Annotated in this window: 16 protein-coding genes and 2 pseudogenes; 7 read left to right on the forward strand and 11 right to left on the reverse strand. The window is 58.4% G+C overall.

The annotated features are described in order from the left end of the window. Positions 1 to 48: 48 nt before the first annotated feature. Positions 49 to 414 (reverse strand): response regulator, encoded by a 366-nt coding sequence (locus XI04_RS18980; RefSeq protein ID WP_271596132.1) that lies wholly within the window; start codon positions 412 to 414, stop codon positions 49 to 51. Then, complete coding sequence (locus XI04_RS18985; RefSeq protein ID WP_271608711.1) at positions 407 to 2590, reverse strand: PAS domain-containing sensor histidine kinase; 2184 nt, start codon at positions 2588 to 2590, stop codon at positions 407 to 409. Before XI04_RS18985 ends, XI04_RS18980 begins: the two co-directional genes overlap by 8 nt. A 319-nt stretch (positions 2591 to 2909) precedes the next feature. On the opposite strand from XI04_RS18985, the gene XI04_RS18990 reads away from it, so the two are divergent. Beyond that, on the forward strand, positions 2910 to 3068 hold the full coding sequence (locus XI04_RS18990) for a hypothetical protein (RefSeq protein ID WP_271596134.1): 159 nt from the start codon (positions 2910 to 2912) through the stop codon (positions 3066 to 3068). A 75-nt stretch (positions 3069 to 3143) separates the two neighbouring features. After that, positions 3144 to 3326 carry a hypothetical protein gene (locus tag XI04_RS18995; protein WP_271596135.1) on the forward strand — a complete coding sequence of 61 codons (183 nt, stop codon included), beginning with the start codon at positions 3144 to 3146 and terminating at the stop codon, positions 3324 to 3326. A 395-nt stretch (positions 3327 to 3721) separates the two neighbouring features. On the opposite strand, the gene XI04_RS19000 is transcribed toward XI04_RS18995, so the two are convergent. The 3 genes from XI04_RS19000 to XI04_RS19010 form a co-directional block, all read right to left on the reverse strand. After that, positions 3722 to 5692 carry a hybrid sensor histidine kinase/response regulator gene (locus tag XI04_RS19000; protein ID WP_271596136.1) on the reverse strand — a complete coding sequence of 657 codons (1971 nt, stop codon included), beginning with the start codon at positions 5690 to 5692 and terminating at the stop codon, positions 3722 to 3724. A 382-nt stretch (positions 5693 to 6074) separates the two neighbouring features. Further along, complete coding sequence (locus tag XI04_RS19005; RefSeq protein ID WP_271596137.1) at positions 6075 to 6326, reverse strand: hypothetical protein; 252 nt, start codon at positions 6324 to 6326, stop codon at positions 6075 to 6077. Positions 6327 to 7415: 1089 nt separating this feature from the next. After that, positions 7416 to 8189: an MBL fold metallo-hydrolase gene (locus tag XI04_RS19010; RefSeq protein WP_442868200.1), complete on the reverse strand. Its 774-nt coding sequence runs from the start codon at positions 8187 to 8189 to the stop codon at positions 7416 to 7418. 75 nt (positions 8190 to 8264) lie between these two features. Between XI04_RS19010 and XI04_RS19015 the strand changes: the two are divergent. Both XI04_RS19015 and XI04_RS19020 read left to right on the forward strand, forming a co-directional pair. After that, positions 8265 to 8765: pseudogene (locus tag XI04_RS19015) on the forward strand (LysR family transcriptional regulator); the annotation flags it as partial. A 134-nt stretch (positions 8766 to 8899) separates the two neighbouring features. Then, entirely contained in the window at positions 8900 to 9157 is a 258-nt protein-coding gene (locus tag XI04_RS19020) for a LysR substrate-binding domain-containing protein (protein WP_271623742.1), read from the forward strand. Positions 9158 to 9208: 51 nt separating this feature from the next. On the opposite strand, the gene XI04_RS19025 is transcribed toward XI04_RS19020, so the two are convergent. Both XI04_RS19025 and XI04_RS19030 read right to left on the reverse strand, forming a co-directional pair. Further along, the gene (locus XI04_RS19025; protein ID WP_271596140.1) at positions 9209 to 9949 is read right to left on the reverse strand and encodes an SDR family oxidoreductase; all 741 of its coding nucleotides are present in this window, start codon (positions 9947 to 9949) and stop codon (positions 9209 to 9211) included. Positions 9950 to 10328: 379 nt separating this feature from the next. Further along, positions 10329 to 10784: a carboxymuconolactone decarboxylase family protein gene (locus XI04_RS19030; protein WP_271596141.1), complete on the reverse strand. Its 456-nt coding sequence runs from the start codon at positions 10782 to 10784 to the stop codon at positions 10329 to 10331. A 209-nt stretch (positions 10785 to 10993) separates the two neighbouring features. Here XI04_RS19030 and sigJ point away from each other — a divergent pair, with 209 nt between their 5' ends. Then, positions 10994 to 11896: an RNA polymerase sigma factor SigJ gene (gene sigJ, locus XI04_RS19035; protein ID WP_271596178.1), complete on the forward strand. Its 903-nt coding sequence runs from the start codon at positions 10994 to 10996 to the stop codon at positions 11894 to 11896. A gap of 153 nt (positions 11897 to 12049) precedes the next feature. On the opposite strand, the pseudogene XI04_RS19040 reads toward sigJ, so the two are convergent. Further along, positions 12050 to 13403: pseudogene (locus tag XI04_RS19040) on the reverse strand (transposase). Between the two features lie 152 nt (positions 13404 to 13555). Here XI04_RS19040 and XI04_RS19045 point away from each other — a divergent pair. Further along, positions 13556 to 14188: a tyrosine-type recombinase/integrase gene (locus XI04_RS19045; protein WP_271596142.1), complete on the forward strand. Its 633-nt coding sequence runs from the start codon at positions 13556 to 13558 to the stop codon at positions 14186 to 14188. 495 nt (positions 14189 to 14683) lie between these two features. On the opposite strand, the gene XI04_RS19050 is transcribed toward XI04_RS19045, so the two are convergent. Both XI04_RS19050 and XI04_RS19055 read right to left on the reverse strand, forming a co-directional pair. After that, positions 14684 to 15889 carry an OpgC domain-containing protein gene (locus XI04_RS19050; protein ID WP_271596301.1) on the reverse strand — a complete coding sequence of 402 codons (1206 nt, stop codon included), beginning with the start codon at positions 15887 to 15889 and terminating at the stop codon, positions 14684 to 14686. Between the two features lie 74 nt (positions 15890 to 15963). Further along, the gene (locus XI04_RS19055; RefSeq protein WP_271596302.1) at positions 15964 to 16281 is read right to left on the reverse strand and encodes a hypothetical protein; all 318 of its coding nucleotides are present in this window, start codon (positions 16279 to 16281) and stop codon (positions 15964 to 15966) included. A 373-nt stretch (positions 16282 to 16654) separates the two neighbouring features. On the opposite strand from XI04_RS19055, the gene XI04_RS19060 reads away from it, so the two are divergent. Next, complete coding sequence (locus tag XI04_RS19060; RefSeq protein WP_271596303.1) at positions 16655 to 17311, forward strand: response regulator; 657 nt, start codon at positions 16655 to 16657, stop codon at positions 17309 to 17311. A 17-nt stretch (positions 17312 to 17328) separates the two neighbouring features. On the opposite strand, the gene XI04_RS19065 is transcribed toward XI04_RS19060, so the two are convergent. Further along, positions 17329 to 19425, reverse strand: a complete 2097-nt coding sequence (locus XI04_RS19065; protein ID WP_271623743.1) for an MASE1 domain-containing protein — start codon at positions 19423 to 19425, stop codon at positions 17329 to 17331. Positions 19426 to 19898: the final 473 nt, after the last annotated feature.

Genomic DNA, 19898 nt, shown 5'->3' on the forward strand with positions numbered 1-19898 from the left:
CCGATTGATTGCCCACTGGAAGAACGGAGGTCCTGATCCGTGGCGAGCTTAGGAACGCGAAAGAAGCGTTCGCAATTTTTCTCTCAATTGGTCTACCGAAAAGGGCTTGCCGATCGCGGGCACTTCTCTGAACTCCTCCTCCAAGGGCTGTGCGCCGTAGCCTGTGCTGAACAGGAAGGGAATTCTTCGGTCACGTAAAACGCGTGCGACCGGGAAAACAAATTCTCCAGCCAAGTTGACATCCAGCAACGCCAGATCGAAGGAGCCGGTGGTCGCCAATTCGCATGCCGTTTTCAGATGGGCCGCAGAGGCGACAACCTTGAGGCCCAATTCCTCCAGCATGTCTTCGATCATAAGGGCGACCAGCCCTTCATCCTCAACGAGGAGGACCCTGGCGCCGGCTACCTCAAGCATCGGTGGGCGTGACCCTAATGGGAAACTCTATCCGGCAGCGAGTACCCTCCGGCTCGAACACCAGGTCGAATTCGCCGGCGAGATCATGCTCGACGCAACGCTCCATCAGCCGCGTGCCGAATCCTCGCCGCTTCGGTGGCGCCACGGGGGGACCACCTCGTTCGATCCATTCGCATATTAACGTGCTTTGAGTCCGTTCACCTTCGACGACCCTCCAGACGAACGACACGGATCCGCCCGGTACGAACAGTGAGCCGTATTTTGCCGCATTGGTCAGAAGCTCGTTGAGCACCATGGTGACACTCAGTGCAGTACGCGCGTCTAGGTTGACGTTCGGCCCGCCCGTGACAACCCGTCCGCCAGAGATCGGAGCGACGATATCGTGAACCAGCTGCTCGAAAGGGGCATCTTGCCAATTGCGCGTCGTGAGAAGGTCATGCGCACGGGCAAGGGCCAACAGCCGTCCTGTGAACGTGGGCAGAAACTCTTTCAGATCGGCAGCATGACGAGCGGTCTGACTCGCGAGTGACTGCACCGTGGCAAGCGTATTTTTCACACGATGATTCAGTTCGTCGATAAGCACCTTCTGAGCATTCTCTGCCTGCTTGCGCTCAGTGATGTCGACGAGCATGTTGATGGCGCCGACCAGGTTCCCCTCGGAATCGCGCAGCGGCGTCGGATAAGGAATGAACGGCACGCGTCTGCCATCTGGACGCTCGGCAACTGCCTCGGCACCGCGAACCGCGCGGTTTTCACGTAGCGCAACTGCCATCGGACATTCATTGTGGGGCAGAGGCGAACCGTCCGGCCAATAAAGTTTCCAGGTTACGCACCATTCATCGCCGGGCTGGGGGGTTCTGCCCGCCATCTCGACCGCGGCCCGATTGAAGAAATTGATACGGCCCTCGGCATCAGTGGTGTAGATCGCTGCGGGCAGAGCCTCAAGGAGATCGCGCATGCGTTGCTCGCCTTCCCGCAGACGATCCTCCAGCTGTTTGGTGGCGGTGACGTCCTGGGCCACACGCACGCCGTAGAGAAAGCGTCCATTCGAATCGCGCACCGACGAACTGGAGATGTCGAGATGGCGCACAGAGCCGTCGGGCCGAAGCGCACGCTTGCGGATCGTGTAGTTCTCGACCTCGCCGCGCACCTGAGCTGCATAGAGTTCGGCGTCCTTTGCCCGGTCATCCGGATCGGTGTAGTCGTAGAATGTCATTGCGAGCAGTTCGTCGCGCGAACGCCCAGTGATCCGACAAAGAGAATCATTCACTCGCAAGAAGCGGCCGCTCTCGTCCGCCTCGGATATCCCGACGATGGCAGCCTCGTACGTTGCCGCGAGTCGTGCGTCACTGGCCTGACGCGCCTCATTGGCGGCTCGCAAGTCCGTGACGTCGACGGTGAAACAGCGCGTGTTGACGAACTTGCCGTCCACAAATCGGCTGTTTGACGTAATCAGCACATGCTTCACCGAGCCGTCGCGCGCCCGCAACCGCGCGGGATAGCGTTCGAGCGGCTGGCCGCAGGACAGGCGCTGGAGGATGTCGCCGATTACCGGAGCGTCGGCATGAAACTCCGCGATGTGGCGGCCAATGTACTCCTCCGGGCTATACCCAAGCAGAGCCAACTCGGCTCTGTTGGCGCGAAGGATAATGCCTTCACCGCTGACGATATGAAGGCCGACCGCGCTGTTCTCGAAGAAGTCCTCCAGGTCCTGCGTCTTCTGTCGGACTTCCTCTTCGATCTGCTTGCGTTCAGTGATGTCTTGAAAGCAGTTGATGGCGCCTTGGATGGCCCCGGAGTGGTCGCGCAACGCTCGGATATTGACCAGGGCCGTAAAGCGAGTGCCGTCCGGCCGCGCCATGATGACTTCGGCATTGCGCGTGGGCGTTCCAGCCCTAACCGCCGTGGCCATGGGGCAGTCGTTATGGGCGAGCGGACTTCCGTCGAGGAGGTACAACTGGTGCGAACCGCAGAAACGTTCCTTCTGGGCGGGGTCGGGGGTCCGGCCCCATAATTTGACCGCCTCGGTATTATAAGCGACCAGCCAGCCCTCAGCATCGCAAAGGTAAACCGCCCCAGGAATGGCATCCAGCGCGGCTTGGCCGGCTGCCACCAGCGCCTCGAACTCCGTCGGCTGGCGACGGGCGGAGAGCGGAAATTCCTCGACGTTGGACATAAAAGGGTCTCTCGGGGCGAGAGGAGGCCCACGCCCGGGGCCATTCTGTTCGGGAAGAGATTGGCGGACTCCCCCCGTTGGGCCGCCCAACAAGCCAGAACGCCTCAGAAAGTCGATGGTTCCCTACACCGCACCGGCTCAGCCATTGATAGGCGCACAGACGCAAGTTTGGTCGTCAAACTATCTCTCAACGGGCTAGCCCAGTGCTGTTTTGGATGAAGTTCCCAACCCCGCTGCGACAACTGACATGTTCCTCGTACGGAACCTAAGTTGAACCTCCCGCGTGATGAGAGTGGGGCGCGTTCGGGGAGGTTCTGGTATGCGGCGCCGGATCAAGCAGTCCATCTCCTTCAGTCAGCGGCTCGCGGATGAAGCCGCAAAATTCCGCAAAGCCGCTGAAGAGTTGCCGCCCGGCACCGCGCGAGAGCTGCTGATGAAGCGGGTGAGGCAGGCTGAAGCCGCATGGCAAAATCAATGACTGGCTGGCCACGCCCGGCGCAGCGCCACCCTCTGCACTTGAGCAACTCACGGCGAAAACGACGCGCGAAATCCCATGAAGCTGCTGACAGAGTATCTCGAGCGTGCGGTGCAGCTTGAAGGGCTTGCGGCCAGTGAATTCGATTCCGCCTTTAAATCGCAATTGCTCGAGCAGGCGGCCTCATATCGAAAGCTTGCTGCAAAGCGGGCCAGGGAATACGGCCTGCCTCCTCCAAGTCCGCCTGAAATAGTTCGGTGATCAGTCTTTCCAGGCGAGCCGAGCACAATAGAGCACTGATAGACAGCAATCTGGCGGCCATCCCGGGGGTCGAGAATCATCGATCTTAGGTCAGTGGCAATCTGGCAGTCGTCGCACTTCGGACGCAAGTCAACAAACGTCGTCTGAAAGACAAGCTGCTGCTCTCGCATGTGATTCGCCCTCCCGTTAGATGGGATCAGAGCGAGTCGGACGGCAATATCGTGCGTATGTCGAGTGGCTGGACGGGAGCGACCGCCGCCTGCCTAAGCGCGTCCTAACCCAGATTTTCTGGCTGATCGGGAGGCCGGCATGGGCTACTCGCCGGGCTCCAAAAGAGGGGGCCGGCAAGTCGCCGTGAGCCATAAACAGAAGTTGCAATTCAGAGAAAGCGTCCGCTATTCAGCACCCTTACGATCTAGCATCTCTCGCACGCGAAGGGCTAGTTTTGCCAGGGAGATGGGCTTCTCCAGTAAGTCCACTCCCTCTTCCAAGCGGCCCTGGTGGACCACTGCGTTACGCGAGTAACCGGTCATATACAGGATTTTCAGCCCGGGACGGATCTGCTGAGCGCGTCTTCCAAGCTCGCGTCCATTGATCCCCGGCATCACTACATCGGTGAGAAGAAGATCGACCCTGGGAACGTCCTGCAACAAGGTAGTCAGCGCGGCCTGTGCACTAGGCGCAGAAATGACGCGGTAATTGAGATCCTTTAATGCGTCCGCCACATAGGCGCGGAGGTCTGCGTCATCCTCTACGACGAGAATAGTTTCAAGCTTCTCGGCTTCGGGCACTATCTCCTCGCCTTCGGCCTCGACCGGAACGCTGCTCCCGTAGTGCCGGGGAAAGTACATCCTGATGCTGGTGCCCTGACCGACTTCGCTATAGATCTTGACGTGCCCACCTGACTGCTTGACGAAGCCATAGACCTGGCTGAGGCCGAGGCCAGTCCCTTGTCCGGGCTCCTTGGTGGTAAAAAAGGGCTCAAACGCGTGCTCTAAGACGTCACTCGACATGCCGCTGCCAGTGTCCGTCACGCACAACACGACGTATTGGCCAGGCGAAAGCTCTGGATTCACTCGACAGTAGTCCTCATCAGCCGAGACGTTCACGGCTTCCACGGTCAGCTTGCCGCCGCTAGGCATCGCATCCCGAGCGTTGATGCAGAGGTTGATGATTGCCGACTCCAAGTGGTTTGTGTCGGCTTCGATCTGCCAGAGTCCCGCGCTTCCGACAGTCTGAACCTCGATGCCTTCTCCAAGTGTGCGTTGGAGGAAATCCTGCAAGCTACTCAGGAAAGTGTTGAGATTGATGGGCTTGGGATCGAGCGCCTGTCGTCTAGAGAAGGCCAGCAGGCGACTGGTCAGTGCCGCCGCTCTTTGTGCGCCTCGCTTGGCGTTTGTGAGTGCGCGTTGGATATTCACGCTGCCGGGAAGATGGCGAGTATGGCGCTCAGCTGTTTCGATGTTGCCAAGCACAATCATGAGAAGGTTGTTGAAGTCGTGCGCGATGCCGCCGCTCAACTGGCCAACGGCTTCGAGCTTCTGCGACGCAGCTAACTGGTCTTGGACGCTTCGCAGCTCGTCTTGAGCTTTCTTTCGTTCGGTCAGATCGCGGGTTACTTTCGCAAAACCCGCCAGCGCGCCGGCATCGTCTACGATGCGGTCGATGACCACCGATGCCCAAAAACGGGTGCCGTCCTTTCGCATTCGCCAGCCCTCGGCCTCGAAGCGGCCCGTCTCGGCGGCTTGTGCGAGAGCTCGTTTTGGAATTTCAAGCTCAAGATCCTCCGGCGTGTAGAACTGACTGAAGTGATGCCCGATGATCTCGGATGGGGCATAGCCTTTGATCCGCTCCGCACCGGGATTCCAGGTGCTTACATTGCCTGCCGGGTCGAGCTGGAAAATCGCATAGTCGACCACCGCCTCCACCAGCCGGCGATAGCGGCGCTCACTCTCCAAGAAATCGAGCTGAGCCTGATGACGTTCGGTGATGTCGCGGGTGACCTTCGCGAAGCCGATCAGTTCGCCCGATTCATCACGGATGGTGTCGATCACGACAAGCGCCCAGAATCTGGTGCCGTTCTTGCGTACTCGCCATCCTTCGGAATGGAAACGGCCAGTCTCGCGTGCAGCAGCTAATGCTGCTTGCGGCGCTTCTTTGTCCCGTTCCTCAGGCGTATAGAAGGTCGAGAAAGGCTTTCCGATAATCTCATCAGCGGAATAACCCTTGAGCCTCTCTGCGCCCGCGTTCCACGTTCGAACGAGGCCCTCCGTGTCCAGCATAAAGATGGCGTAATCGACAATAGCATTTACAAGCAGCTCGAACCGGCGCGCATCCCCCATGCGTTCGAATGATGATTTGCTCATTTTTCCTGAGGCGGCGGAACAGCGGGAATATAGAACGACGATTTAGCCAAATAGTTCCGTACCTTAATACCTTAAGGTCCGCCCCTGCCTTGCTGATACGAGCTGCCTCAAGGCTATGTGGTTGCTATAGAAGGCTCAATGCCGGCGGATCGGCTCGAACCGGGCGAGCTTGGTTGCACCATCCCAGAGCTCTACGGCATGCCCATCAACGAGCTGCCTCGCCCTAGCCCTTGCTGCGGATTCGTTCGAGACCTCAAGGTCCACTCGACGCTGGATATGCCCCTCAGCGTCGATGATGTAAACCCGAAAGTTCGGCATTGATCCCACCCAAACTGCTACGTTCCGAGGCTGGAACGAGTTTAGAGGCGATCTAAAATCCGAGTCAATTCGACGGACGGTTTCGCGCGGCCAAAAAACCGCGACCCTTCGCAGCCTTGTCGGCGAGCTTTTCCCAGTCCTCGGCAAGCCGAAGCCAAGCCTCGCGGTCAATGGGACTAACCGCTTGCGCAGCCAGAACTCTGCACTGCTCCGCTTCTTCGCGGAACCTATGGGCTTCCATCTCCATCATATGCACGCTCGCAACATACTCCAATATGCCGCCGCGAGCTGATCGTTCCGCCGCCTCGTCGAGCAACTTCCCCTTTCAGTGTTGCGAGTGTGGCAAATATTGTGTGGGCCCATACTTGGGCCAGCAGTTTGCATCGAGCTTAAGCCCACTGTCGACCAATTGCAGTGGGTGGACGCAGAAGAAAACGTTCAAGGCGCGCCGGCAAGCGTCATTGGCGACAACGACGAAGCTGCCATCGTCGAGGCGACGCGCCCGCGTTGACGGCCTTGACATCGAGATTTTCGACCGCGCACCCGGCAGCCGTGCTGCCCTCTGATGCAAGTCTCTCATCGAAATGATCAACGAAATGAGGCCACTGCAGGGACTGCCGCGGCCTCGTATTCTCACAAATAGTCCGGGTGAAAGAGATCTAAGTGAACTATGAGCCAGTCCCGGTATGGCTAACAAAGCATTGCTTTGTTTCAACTATATTTCGTCGCGGAGAGAAAATGCTGTTCCATTTTGAGGAACTTACGCACCCTGACTTGCAGCGACTTTGGTGAGGCCCGGCGGGGTTGGCGAGCTGGCGGGCCTTCAATCTCTCGGCGCACAAGCTGCGCTTTTTCGCCACTTGCCCGTAGCAGCACTCAAGCAGATAGCCGCCAGGACTGGAACTTGGACTATCATGTGCTAAGATTTTAGCAGGTCAACGGTCGGCGCATGCCATGCTCATTCTCGTCGACAGTGCAGAACATCGTGCGCGACTAATCGAGAGCATCCAGCGTCGCATGGATGAAGAGGTTGAAGAAATCGCTTTGACAATCTGCCAAGGTAGGACTGCCGAGCGCCCATTGCGCCGACTGCGTTTGCTTACGCAGCTGCTGGCCTCACTTGAGAGCAAGAACGAGGACACCCGGCGGGTGCGTGCGAGCTGGACAGATCCCATAGGAGGGGCCCTCAGTAAGGACGCCTGAAGCGATGGCAGCCTTAGTTTTGAGGTTGTCTTCACCGTCTACGCACCCACAAGAGACTAAGCGAGCCGAAGTCGGCTTTGAGTCAAAATCAGAGCTCCAGACCGCCCCAATCAGTTTCCGCTCCCCACCCGATAGCCGACGCCCCCACGATCATTCCACTCGGGCAGCCGTGGGCCAACAGCAGACCCGGGAAGGTGAAAACTTACCACGAAATCGTCAAGGGTTTGCCTTTCTCAAACCGGCTTAGCCGGTTGGACAGATTGAACGCAGCGAAAACGTCGGCGAGTTGATCCTGGCTTTCTCGCAAGTGGCCCCAACCCTCGTTGTGCACAGAAACCAGAGTTGCATCTGGAAAAGCGTGTGCAGCCTCCAACGCATCTTCGCTCCCCATAGTCATGTGAAACCGGCCCCGGGGTTCGGCCGCACCAGTATGCAGGATGACAACCCTCGGGGAAAACTTCCGCGCCACCTCAGCCGTGCCATCGAACCAGAGAGTATCACCCGTGATATAGACCAAGTCGCCGGATGTCTCTGTTCCGAGAGCGAAGCCCACGACATCTCCAACGTCGATGCCGATAGGGCCATGGCGTGCGGGGGTGGCAGTCACGATCAGCCGTTCGCGCCCCTCTCGTTCGAGATATCGAGTTTCGAAGGGATTGAGCCCAATTGCATTTTGACCAAGTCGCTGCGCTCCCGCCCTGGTCGTATAAACCGCCTCGACCGTCGGCAGCAGTGACCGACCCGAGTTGTCGAGATTGTCGAAATGATGATCGTGACTCAGCAAGACCGAATCCAGCTTGCCAATCTCGGCTATCGAGATGCTCGGCCCATCAGTTTTGATGTGCCTTACAGGGCTGTGCGAGCCTTGATATTGGCCCGGGGGATCGAAGGTGGGATCAGTGAGCAGGCGATAGCCGCCGTACTCGATGAGCACGGTTGGGCCACCTATCAAGGTGAGGGTGATCGAACGGGGCATAGCGTATTCTTTGTTGTTGATGCCGATCGTAAATAAGCTGCTGACGCTCTGAGAGAAATCCATTATCCTCTCTCAATGACTGATAAAAAACGCACAGCGCTGGATTGGGAGGATGTGCGGGTTTTTCTCGCGCTTGCTCGCCACGGCAGTTTGTCAGCCGCCGCGCGCGTGCTGTCGGTCAACCATGCGACCGTCGCCCGCCGCGTGCAATCACTGGAACGATCTTTAGGCGAGCGATTGGTCGAACGACGAGCGGATGGTTACGTGCTCACTCCAGCAGGCACGCGCTTGGTCGGTCCAGGAAACGAGATGGAGACGGCGGCGGCCAATCTGAGTCGTGGGGGCCGCGGCGATCAGCCTGTCGGGCTTGTGCGGGTGAATGCGCCACCGAGTATCTCGCAGCTTTTTCTCACTTCCCGTCTCGCGGGCCTTTGTGGAAAGTATCCGGGGATCGACATCAATCTGGCCACCGACTTTCGGGCGGTGAGCCTAGAGCGCCATGAAGCAGACATCGCCCTCCGCTTTGGGCGACCCCAGGATGGGGACGTTCTTGCCAAGCGGCTGCGATCGATCCCATTCGGGTTCTACGCTACTGCGGAATACAGGCGCCGCGTTAAGGCAGAGCCGATCCAACTTTCGTCGGATTTGACGAGGCGAACGCCCATTTGCCCGAAGCCCTTTGGCTGTCCAGACACTTCGCCGGTAACCGCATGTCATTTCGGACAAACAGTCAGTCCAATCAATCTGTCGCAGCCAGAGCGGGCGCAGGCATCGCGCTTCTCCCGCATTTCGTCGGCAAAATGGATGATAAACTCGTGGTCTGCGAGCTGGAGCCCGAACCGCCACCACGCGAGCTATGGCTGATCATCAGGCGACAGAACCGGGACAGTCTCCACATCAGAGCCGTTGCAGAGCATATTGCTTTCGTCTTCGCCAATGAACCTGTTTTCTTTGAGAAGAAGCGATAGGCAGCGTCGGCCAGCTGCAACTCTCGCTTCAGCTTCACTTGGCGCTGACGTTCAGATTGCTTGAGCTGTCGGACGGATGACTATCTCATTCACGTCGACATTGGGGGGCTGCTCCATTGCAAACGTGATGGCACGAGCCACGGCTTCAGCGGGTATCGCATTCTTGTAGATCGCGAGCATGCGGGCGCTGTCGGGGCCAGTCGTCTTGTATTGCATGCCGGTATCGACGGCACCTGGCGTGATCAGGCTGGACCGTATTGGCGTGTTCGCGAGTTCGGCTCTCACCCCTTCGCACAGCGCTCGAAGAGCAAACTTCGAGGCCGAATGCACAGCCCCGCCAGGCGAAAACACCTTCAGCCCGTGAACCGAACTCAAGTTGATGATATGCCCTCGCTGCTGTTCGAGGAATAGGGGAAGACTCGCGGCGATGGCCCATAGTGCTCCCTTGACATTCAGATCAATCGTCGTCTCCCATTCCTCCGTGTTGATCTCGCTCAAGGGACGGACGAACATTATTCCGGCGCAATTGATCAGCGCGTCCAGCGCGCCGTAATCGCGCACGACGTGCTCAACAAGAGCCTTCACTTGGTCTTTGTTCGTAATGTCGACTGGATAGGCGCGAGCAACCCCGCCCCGGTCTTGGATTCTTTTGGCGACAATGTCAGCCTGCGGCCGATTGATATCGGCGATCGCAACCTTTGCTCCTTTAGCCGCCAGGTCCTGAGCCGCTGCTGACCCGATGCCACCGGCTCCTCCAAGGATTAGGGCTACCTTGTCTTTAATCCCGCTCATTCGCTGTTCCTCTCACAACAAGCGAAACGTAGTCTGCGACGGAATGAACTTGAATGCGCATTTTTCAACTGCCGCTGCGAACAAATGCATCGATCAAAAAGCTGCGATCGTCGCAATGGGTCAAAAGCGATCGCTTGAATGACGCCGTATCACTTCCGGTGTGCTCCGATCAGCAGACCATATCTGAGCCAAAACCGAACTTCGCATCGGGCCAATGCGGCCTCGCAGCGGAAACTGGTGACGTCTGCGTAGCCGGAGCGCGTGTGGACTGAGGGATTGGACAATGTCTTGCAGCCCGACGCTCGCACCTAGGGGTTGGATTCTGATGGTGGAAGCGGAACGGCCCTGTGGCCATTCCGTGACGATGCGAAGAAGCGGATCAGGCCTTGGCCTTGACCGGGAGCCGAAAGGGCGCCCCCAGCCGGTTGAACGCGTTCATGGCCGCAATCGTGATCGTGAGGTCCACGAGATCCTTTGGCCCGAAAGCCGCGCTTGCAGCCGCATAGGCCTCGTCGGAGGCGTGCGTCTCGCTGACGAGCGTGACTTCCTCCGCCCACGCGAGGGCAGCGCGGTATTTATCGGGAAACAGTTGTGGCACCTCGGCCCAGACCGGAACGAGCGCGACCTTCTCAAACGGCATCGTGCCCAGAAGGTCCCGGGTGTGCAGGTCGATGCAATGTGCGCAGCCGTTGATCTGCGAAACCCGCAAAAAGACAAGATGGATCAATTCGTGGGGCAGATTGGTGGCCGTGGTGATGTAGTGGTGGATGCCAAAGAGGGCCTTTGCACCCTGCGGCGCCACCTCGCTCCAGACCAGCCGTTTGTTCTCGCTCATGACCTGCCTCTATGTTCGAAACGCCGGAAATTCGACGCTCGAAGCCATGACGGGCCAAGCGGACAGGGTGTGACATGCCCCTCAGCAGTTCCATTCGATGCGGCCGATGTCACATCCAGGCACGTTCGATCGTCTTATTCTTGGGAACGGGATGCGGGAGCGACGGTGACAGTGGAATGATCTGCGAGGAGACGGTGCGGATGGAGACGATGAACGAACAGCGGACCACCGAGTTCGAAGCGGAGCGCAGGCGGCTGACACGCCTGGCCTATCGGATGATGGGCTCGCTCACCGAGGCGGAGGACGTCGTCCAGGACGCATGGCTGCGGTGGGTCGGGGTGAAGGATGACGTCGATTCGCCTGCCGCCTATCTAACTCGCATCGTTACACGCCTGTGCCTCGACCGACGCCGCTCCGCGCGAGCGCGTCGGGAAACCTACGTTGGACCCTGGCTGCCAGAGCCTCTCGTGAGTTCCGTGGAGCCGGACGAGGCGGTCGCCGACGACGTCACGGTCACGTTGATGCTTGCTCTTGAGCGTCTGTCGCCTCTGGAGCGGGCCGCTTTCCTTCTCCACGACGTCTTTGACGTGCCGCTGACCGAAGTGGCCATCACCCTCAATCGCGAGCCGGCCGCGGTTCGTCAGCTTGCAGCGCGCGCCCGCAAGCACGTGCAGGCCGCCCGTCCCCGCTTTGAAGTCAAACCCGCCGATGCAGATCGGATCACCCGTGCCTTCTTCGTCGCGGCACGCGACGGGGACGTGGCGGCGCTTTCGGCGCTGCTGGCAAGGAATGTCGAGATCCATACCGATGGCGGCGGCAAGGTCCTTGCCTTCCGCAATGTCGTTCGCGGCGTCGAGCGGGCCCTGCGCCTTTTTGGGAGACAGCGGCGCAAGTATGGCGTGCCGCCGACGCTGCTACGTGTCGTCACCATTGACGGCCTGCCAGGCTACGTCAGCCTTGATGGAGGCGGCATGCTTCAGACAACCGCGCTCGACATTCGCGAGGACGGGATCACCGCGATCTACATTGTCAAAAACCCGGACAAGCTGTCTCACTTAGCGACAGAAATGGGCTTTCCATCACGCATCTCGCCGATGCCGCCAGCTTCGTGAACTGCCCGAGTGACTGCGGCAACGTGGAGAATCGTTCGACGGGCTGAATATGAGGCTCGCCCACGGTCGATGTCCGCTTCGGGTCGATTCTGTTGAAAAACGCCGGCAGTATTCCGTTTGTAATCGTTGAGCTGGGGATGAGATCGAGTGGTCCTATGCTGGCCTTGCGATAGGCATCGGGATCAGCTTGGCCATCTTGCGAAGGTTCTGCGCGGTGGCTGCGCGAGTGAACTCGTCACGTGCGCCATTTGGGCCTCGCAGTCGTAAACGGTCGAGCTTGAGAATGCGCTTGAGGTGCGCGAACAGCATCTCGATCTTCTTTCGCAAGCGACGTGAAGTACGCCCCTCCGATGATCGTGCTATCTCGCGCGCCATGTCGCGAGCGCCCTTCGTAGATCGAGCGAGACACTTTGCGGACCGAGTCCTTGGGGCAGCAGCGAGCCTTCAAACCGCAGTCGGTGCAATCGTGCTTGCTCGCCCGGTAGAGCATCGTTGCGCCATCGTTCACCAGTGTTCCGGTTGTGGTCAGCATCTTGCCACCGGGGCAGGTATAGACGTCGCTGGTTTGGTCGTAGGTGAAGTCCTCGCGCGAAAAGGTCCCGTCCGCGCGGGCTGACTTGTCGAACACGGTCACGTGCGGCTCGATCCCGCGCTCGTAAACCAGCCAGCCGAGCATCTCGGCCGAGCCATAGCCGCTGTCGCCGAGAAGCCGGGCGGGATAAAGGTCGAACTGTTCGAGCGAGCGCTCAATCATGCGCTTGGCAGCCAACACCTCCGCCTGCCGGATTGCCGTGGTTGCCTCGACGTCGACAATGACCGCGTTCTCGACGTCTACTAGGTAGTTTGTCGAGTAGGCGAAGAAGGCTTGGCCGCCATGCGCGCCCGTCCAGCGGGCCGCTGGATCGGCAGGCGACACGAACTTCGGGGTGACCTCGGTCGCTGCTCCGAAAGCGGCATCATCGAGGACGGCCAGGTACTCGTTTATCGCTCGGCTTGCGGCCTCCGGTGGGAGTCCCTTGTCGCCTTCAATCCCCTTTTGCCGATTGGCGTCGGCCTTGATTAGGCTCGCATCGACGGCAAATCCTTCACCGCCGACCAGCCGCTCCTCGATACAACGGTGCAAGACGTTCTCGAACACGCGACGGAAGAGATCGCTTTCTCGGAAGCGACCATGTCTATTCTTAGAGAACGTCGAGTGATCTGGCACCGCACCGTCCAAGCCGAGCCGGCAGAACCAACGGTAAGCCAAATTGAGGTGAACCTCATCGCACAGACGTCGCTCCGATCGGATACCGAAGCAATAGCCGATCAGGAGCATCCGTATCATCAGCTCGGGATCGATCGAAGGCCGGCCGATCGTACTGTAGAAGGGCGCCAGGTCCTGCCTAATCTGTTCAAGATCGACAAATCTATCGATCGAGCGAAGCAAGTGGTCCGAAGGCACGTGCCTCTCGAGCGAAAACTCGTAGAACAAAGCAGCCTGTTCGACTTGCCGATGTCCCATCATGATCTTCAGTCCTGCCGATTAGACAGACTGAATCACCGCTATCTCTGAGTCGCAACTGCTGCCCTTTTTCAACAGAATCGTCCATAAGCGGACGCCGGATTGGAAGGGCTCCGGGTGGAAAATGACCAGCCTCACTAGATGAGGAGGTCAACATGACCGCTACCCCAAGCACCACCGCCGCCGCCTCGAAGCAGGTTCCTTGGAACAAGGGCAAGATCGTCGGTGCAAAGCCGCCGCTCCGTCCCAAGCATGTCTGGTCAATCCGGACCAAGCTCCAGGTCGAAGGCCGAACGCGCGATCTGGCAATGTTCAACGTCGCCATCGATAGCAAGCTCCGCGGCTGCGACGTCGTAGCCTTGAAAGTTGATGACGTTGCGCCAGGAGGATATTCGGCCGACCGCGCGACCGTCCGACAAAAGAAGACCGGCCGGCCAGTCAAATTTGAACTGACAGAATCGACCCGGCAGGCAATCGACGAGTACCTACGGCTTACCGGCAAGAAGTCAGGAGAATATCTGTTCACCGGCCGACGCCTGAGTGGACCCATGACGACGCGCCAGTATGCTCGCCTCCTATCCCGCTGGCTCGCCGACATCGGACTGGACCCGCACCTGTTCGGGACGCATTCCCTTCGCCGGACCAAGGCGACCTTGATCTATCGCCGAACCGGCAACCTGCGAGCTGTGCAGCTCCTTCTGGGACATACTAAGATCGAGAGCACCGTTCGATATCTCGGCATCGAGGTCGACGACGCGCTCGCGATAGCAGAACAAGTTGACGTCTGACTTCGGGGGCAGAGCAGACGTACTCTGCGCTGCCCTCACAGACGGCTCCGGGCCACAACCGGAATTGCGATGATCGGCAGGTACTGGCGCAAAGCGGCCGCTAGGTTCAGCCTCTGCCACGCACAGACCTTAAAACGACGGGGATCAATGCAATGTACTGTATGCCATCGGCCGCGCCCCACCGCCCAAACAATCCGGCGCAGTTTGACACTGGTTATCATCGGCGCGCCCGGCTCGGACCGGCCGAATTGGAAAGCGGCATGTGTCGGACCTGTGGAATGACCTCACTGTGCAGTTCGACGTCTTTGCCGAAAAGTTCCGGGCCGACTCGTAAGAGACGCCAAGATATTCACGCCACGCGAAAAGGCTTCTTATGAGCCTCCTTCCGGACAGAGTCTCAGCTGGCTCGGCTGCTTGCCCCGCCGCAAACCGGAAAGGTGACGAGGTTCTCGCCGCCGGTCCATCCGAATTCGCGTAGCCATCGGCGAAACGACTTCAGGCGCGCCAGCCGACGGCGCCCCAGCCTTTCTCGGCGCGCGCACTCATAGGCGCTGCGACGGTCAGCTGCTGACTCGGCTTGTTTTTAATCAAGTTCAGCAGCGTCGCCGCCACGATCATCATCAGAACGCCAGCAACGCTGAGCGCGATCTGCATCGCGAGCCCTTCCGAGACATCGAGCAGCGCCAGGACGCTTGCGAGCGTAAGCAGAACGCCGAGGCAGTAGATCGGCAACGAGTTCTTACCACAGAGAATCGCACTGCACATCACCGGCGTCGTCAGCCATCGCGGATTGGGAGGCACGAACCGTACCGCCAAAACCGCAAGGGCTATAAAATGCAGCAGCCTGAGTGGGTCGAGATTTGATTTATCCACGGGATAAAACAGTTTCAGCAGCGCCTGCGGGACTATTCCGTCCAATAGTTGGATCCTCCAGCTCAATGCGATGATCAGGCTGAACACCAGATAGAGAGCGGCAGGTACAACTGCCGTGCGTGACGTCACCCATGGCCGCGCTCTCTCGCCTTCGACTATCCACCACGCGCCAAGGACAACAAGCAGCTGCCAGGCCAGGGGATTGAAGGCCCAGTGGCCGCTCGGCCACGCTGGTATCGTCCAACCGAGTACATGCACCAAGGCATAGAGCGCCAGCGCGGCGCCGAGCATCACGTTCGGCACTCGCAGCAGCAGCCAGAGCAGCGGCGCGAATAAGAGATGAAGAAGCACGAAGATGGGCAACACATCGGTATTTACCGGACAGTATTGCAGGATTGCCGCGTGCGCGAGCGCCGCGCCTGGCTGGTCCAAGAGAACGCGCGTATTGCTCTCGTCAGCAAGACGGTCCCCGCCTGCGAGGTAAACCAAGATCGCACAGGAGAGTGTGAGCATCAGAAATGCGGCATAAATGTCCCAGCTTCGCCGCAGCGTCCGCCTGATCAGGCCGGTCCAGCCCTCGCAGCGCCATACCTTGCCGTAGGCCAGTGCGCAGGTCACACCCGAGACGAACATGAACACTTCCGCGGCATCGCTGAAGCCGTAATTCCGCAGCGTCAGCCAACTGCCGATGTTGTTGGGAACGTGGTCGAGAAAGATGCACCAGAGCGCAATGCCGCGACAGGCATCAATTCGCAGATCGCGGCCGGAACCTTTCAGCTCCGGCAGCGCGCCTACCAATGGCTTCGGCGTAGCGGTTCGATCATGCATCTGGTTGCCTGTCCGGCGTGCGAGTAGTCTTCGAGAGGAACCATCAAGAGGGAAAGACGCCGAGCTCTCTACGGCTATGAAAAGCACGCAATAACCGCAAGAGCAAAATCGGCGCTGAAATCCGGTGCAAGCGTGACAAGAAACCCGCCAGCGGTAGCAGCGCCGACAATAGCAGCAGCAATTTGGGGCATCATCATCTGCAATCCCTCTGAACCTGTTGGGAATGCCAATGCCGAGAAAAACGTCCGACCACACGGCGCATCATAACAACGCCGCAGTCTAGATTGATTCGCGCCCAACCCAGCCACGACCGCAATTGCGATAACCATCGTAAGGTGGCGCTTGGCAGAAACTCTTGGCGGTAAGGCGGTTGGTAGTGGAGCATCGTTCATCCGGCACAGCCTTGTAAATCAGCCTGAGGTCTACATTGAGAGATCCCTTGGTCCTATGATCAAGGTATCGCACAGCTCGGCTTCCATCTGACGTCGCTCAGGTCACATCATAACATCATAGGCGTGTGACCATTGTGCACAGGCCAAGGGAGGCTGACTCGCGCGGACAACGATAAGTCCGCGCTCGCTTTTCTCGCTGTTGTATTGGGTGACAGAACGCCCTTCAGCTTCCTTGGGGTGCCTGACGGGACCGCTGGTCGGATCAGGAAGGGCGGTTCGGGAGCCATCCTCGGCCACCTTCGTGTCGCCAAAGATCGAAGGGGGGTGTATGATTTCTAAATTGGATCTCCGTGCAGGATGACGGAGAGCTTTTATGAAGGTCCTGATTGTCGACGATCACGCATTGATTCGCGAGGCCTTGCACTCAGTTCTGAAGCAGCTGAACCGAGAAGTAATCATTTTTGAAGCTTCGAACAGCCAGCAGGCAATGCGCCTCGTCGAGGAACATCCGGACATCAGCTTCATTCTGCTTGACATCAACTTGCCCGATCGAGATGGCTTTTCTGTTCTCCGCGAACTGCGTGAGCGCTATGCGACCATTGCTATCGTAATCCTCTCGTCATCGGATGATCAAGACACAGTCAAGCGCGCTTTCAAACTTGGCGCTCTGGGTTTCATTCCGAAAACTACCGAACGTGAGGTTATACTCAGCGCTATCAAGTTGGTGTTCTCCGGCGGAGTTTACATTCCCTCACAAATGCTGGAGGAAACGAGGAGTCCTCGGCTTACAGATAAGCCAGCGGCACGCGACTCTCTTAAGCGCATCGGGTTGACCGATCGGCAGATCGAGGTGCTTGCGCTCCTGATGAAAGGACGAAGCAACAAGGTCATTGCCAAGACACTCAATATGGCAGTACCGACAGTGAAGAACCACATCACGGTCGTCCTCAAGGCGCTCGGTGTAGCGAGTCGTACCGAGGCGATAATAAAGGTAGGAAAAATGGGCTGGGAGCCAAAATCTGAAACATAAGACTGCCCCGGCCTCTCCTATCCTCCATGATCCCTAAAGAGTTCGTGCAAAACAGCGCGGAGCCGCATTGGATCAACAGGCCTGTGCAGCAAGATGTATCCTGTCTCGTTAGCGTCCCGTAATGGTTCAGCTGCCGTATCGCCGCTGATCAGAATAGCTGGAATTGAGGAACCAAACGCCGCATTGATTTGTTCGATCGCGCAGATTCCAGTCTTTCCGCTCGCAAGATGATAGTTCGAGATTATAAGATCGGGGCGTTGTTTGCGCTGAGCAACTCGCACAAGTGCAGCATCTTCGGATTCGGCGCTAAGGACGGAGTATCCCCAATTGCTGAGCAATCCGCCCGTTCCCTCCGTCACCATTGGGGCGTCAGCAATAACAAGAATGAGCTTCCCTTCGGCCGAAAAAGCTCCGGTGTACGGGGAGTCAATGGGCGCGCTGGATGCGACACGTTCATCGACCATCGGAAGCTCGATCGCAAAGCGCGAACCTCGGCCCACACGCGAAGCTAAGTCGATTTGATGGTTGAGGAGACGGCTAAGCCTGTCAACAATGGCGAGGCCAAGCCCCAGGCCGCCGGACCGGCTCCGCTCTTGGGCGGGAACTTGAAAAAACTCGCCAAAGATGTTCTGCTTCTGATCCTCAGGGATACCGGGGCCGGTATCCCATACTTCGATACGCAAGGTTTCGCCGCGCCGACGGCATCCGACGATGATCCGGCCCCGCAACGTATAGCGGACGGCGTTGGACACCAGATTGAGCAGTATGCGCTCGAGCAGCATGGCGTCACTCCGCACCCAGGCGTTACTTCGCCTAATGCGTAGCTGGAGGCCTTTTTCCCGCGCTGCCTGATTAAAGGTCATCTCAAGTTTTTGCAGCAGGTGCGCGATTGGGAATTCGGTAATTTTCGGGGTAAGCATTCCAGCATCGAGCCTGGAGATATCCAGGAGCGAATTGAACATTTCATCCATTTCTTTGCGCGCTGCATCGACCCGTTCGATCGTCTTTGTCCTTTCCACCGAACTGAGCGGCGTGCGCAGTTGGGCAATGAACAAGCCCAGTGCATGTAATGGCTGCCGCAAATCATGGCTTGCCATGGCAAGAAAGCGTGATTTTGCGGCGTTGGCGAGTTCCAGTTCTTGCGTACGTTCTGCGACCCTGCGCTCGAGTTCAATCTGTGCGCGGCGCAGACCTTCCTCCGCTTTCTTGCGTACCTCCACGTCGGCGCTGAGCAACAAGCTAGGAACGGTAATACTGATCAAGAACATCAACACGAGGAGGAATGAAGAGTTGACATTTCCGTTCGTGAAGGGGCCGCCGCCCATGAGCGTCCCCCAAATCGTGGTGCCCGCAAGCACCAGCGCAACCGTTGCGGTGTCGCGCGGACCGCGCCGCAGTGCCGCCCATAACATTGGCAAGATCGCAAGGAAACCCAGTGGATCTCGGCCTGGCGTTTGCTCGATCAGGGGGCTGAAAGCAATGAGGCCAACTACGGCCGCAGTCGCGAGCACGCCGACTGTCTCCAAAAATTCATTGCGGCTGATAGCATAGTGGGGGCCTGCCGCCCAAAGCACAATAACGGGGACAATCACTAGCGCGCCGGTCGCATCTCCGAGCCACCATGTGATCCAGGCGTCAGCGAGATTCTTCGGTTCGATGTACCCGACGGTTGCCAGGCTGGTTAGTCCGATGCTTGCGCTGAGCGGTGTCGCGATCACCACGCAAATCAGAGCAAACCTTGCGACAGAATTTGGCGTTGAGAATGTGTTACAGCCGCCCGACCATCGATTGATGAGGTAAGCGCCGACAACCGCTTCGAGAGAATTGCCGGTTGCAATAGCAATTGAGGTGGCAACCGAGCCGGCCGTCGTGGCATTGGCGACCATCGCCGCTGCAAAAATTGCGGGCCAAATCCGATAACCCCGCAGCAGCGCCGCCGCCAGCGCGACACCCGTCGGCGGCCAAATTGGCGTTGCGCTGGGATGAATGGAGGCGAGGGCAAGGCCACCTTTTGCGAGGGCGAAATAGATCGCTCCAATTGCGACAAGATCCCCGGCATAGCTAATGTTTCGGCAGGAACTTGCCTTCGGAATAAATCGTGGGTCGGACATCATCAACACTTGGACTGGGCAATACGGTCGTCCCCCGTGACGGACTTTTTGATCTCTTGATAAAGGTCAATGATCGCTACTCCGCCGCAGAAGCTTACGTGATTGGATGTGCCTCGCGAACAAGCGAGCCTTTGCGATCGGACGCGTGCCGGAACTTCGATGATTGATGGTGGACGGCACCAGCAGCACGGCGATACCGCAGAGCGCGCTTTAAGATGTCAGTCTGGGGCTGACTAATATGTTGAGGACCGCGCCAGCTCGGTTCTAAAAATTTCTGAAGTCCAACAAGAGATGGCCCACTCGAAAACAAAGCATGAGCCGGTGAATAGCAAATGCAATTCACGACTTTGTAAGCGGAACTACGGTTAGCACAACCAGCATTCCCTGCTTCTCAACGATACAAGCTCCGCGCTTCGGCACTACCGATCTTCGATCTTATCTAGCTACCGTTCATTCCCGCGCCGCTGTCTTTTGAC

This window comes from Bradyrhizobium sp. CCBAU 11430 (genome assembly GCF_028128855.1).
GTDB classification, from domain to species: Bacteria; Pseudomonadota; Alphaproteobacteria; order Rhizobiales; family Xanthobacteraceae; genus Bradyrhizobium; species Bradyrhizobium ottawaense.

Bases quoted from the DNA above. Each gene is read 5' to 3' on its own strand.
- XI04_RS18995 (WP_271596135.1), top strand. From the start codon at position 3,144: ATGAAGCTGCTGACAGAGTATCTCGAGCGTGCGGTGCAGCTTGAAGGG.
- XI04_RS19010 (WP_442868200.1), bottom strand. From the start codon at position 8,189: ATGCCCCGTTCGATCACCCTCACCTTGATAGGTGGCCCAACCGTGCTC.
- XI04_RS19030 (WP_271596141.1), bottom strand. From the start codon at position 10,784: ATGAGCGAGAACAAACGGCTGGTCTGGAGCGAGGTGGCGCCGCAGGGT.
- XI04_RS19050 (WP_271596301.1), bottom strand. From the start codon at position 15,889: ATGCATGATCGAACCGCTACGCCGAAGCCATTGGTAGGCGCGCTGCCG.
- XI04_RS19020 (WP_271623742.1), top strand. From the start codon at position 8,900: ATGTCATTTCGGACAAACAGTCAGTCCAATCAATCTGTCGCAGCCAGA.
- XI04_RS19025 (WP_271596140.1), bottom strand. From the start codon at position 9,949: ATGAGCGGGATTAAAGACAAGGTAGCCCTAATCCTTGGAGGAGCCGGT.
- XI04_RS19055 (WP_271596302.1), bottom strand. From the start codon at position 16,281: ATGAACGATGCTCCACTACCAACCGCCTTACCGCCAAGAGTTTCTGCC.
- XI04_RS19065 (WP_271623743.1), bottom strand. From the start codon at position 19,425: ATGATGTCCGACCCACGATTTATTCCGAAGGCAAGTTCCTGCCGAAAC.
- XI04_RS19060 (WP_271596303.1), top strand. From the start codon at position 16,655: ATGAAGGTCCTGATTGTCGACGATCACGCATTGATTCGCGAGGCCTTG.
- sigJ (WP_271596178.1), top strand. From the start codon at position 10,994: ATGAACGAACAGCGGACCACCGAGTTCGAAGCGGAGCGCAGGCGGCTG.
- XI04_RS18990 (WP_271596134.1), top strand. From the start codon at position 2,910: ATGCGGCGCCGGATCAAGCAGTCCATCTCCTTCAGTCAGCGGCTCGCG.
- XI04_RS19000 (WP_271596136.1), bottom strand. From the start codon at position 5,692: ATGAGCAAATCATCATTCGAACGCATGGGGGATGCGCGCCGGTTCGAG.
- XI04_RS19045 (WP_271596142.1), top strand. From the start codon at position 13,556: ATGACCGCTACCCCAAGCACCACCGCCGCCGCCTCGAAGCAGGTTCCT.
- XI04_RS18985 (WP_271608711.1), bottom strand. From the start codon at position 2,590: ATGTCCAACGTCGAGGAATTTCCGCTCTCCGCCCGTCGCCAGCCGACG.
- XI04_RS18980 (WP_271596132.1), bottom strand. From the start codon at position 414: ATGCTTGAGGTAGCCGGCGCCAGGGTCCTCCTCGTTGAGGATGAAGGG.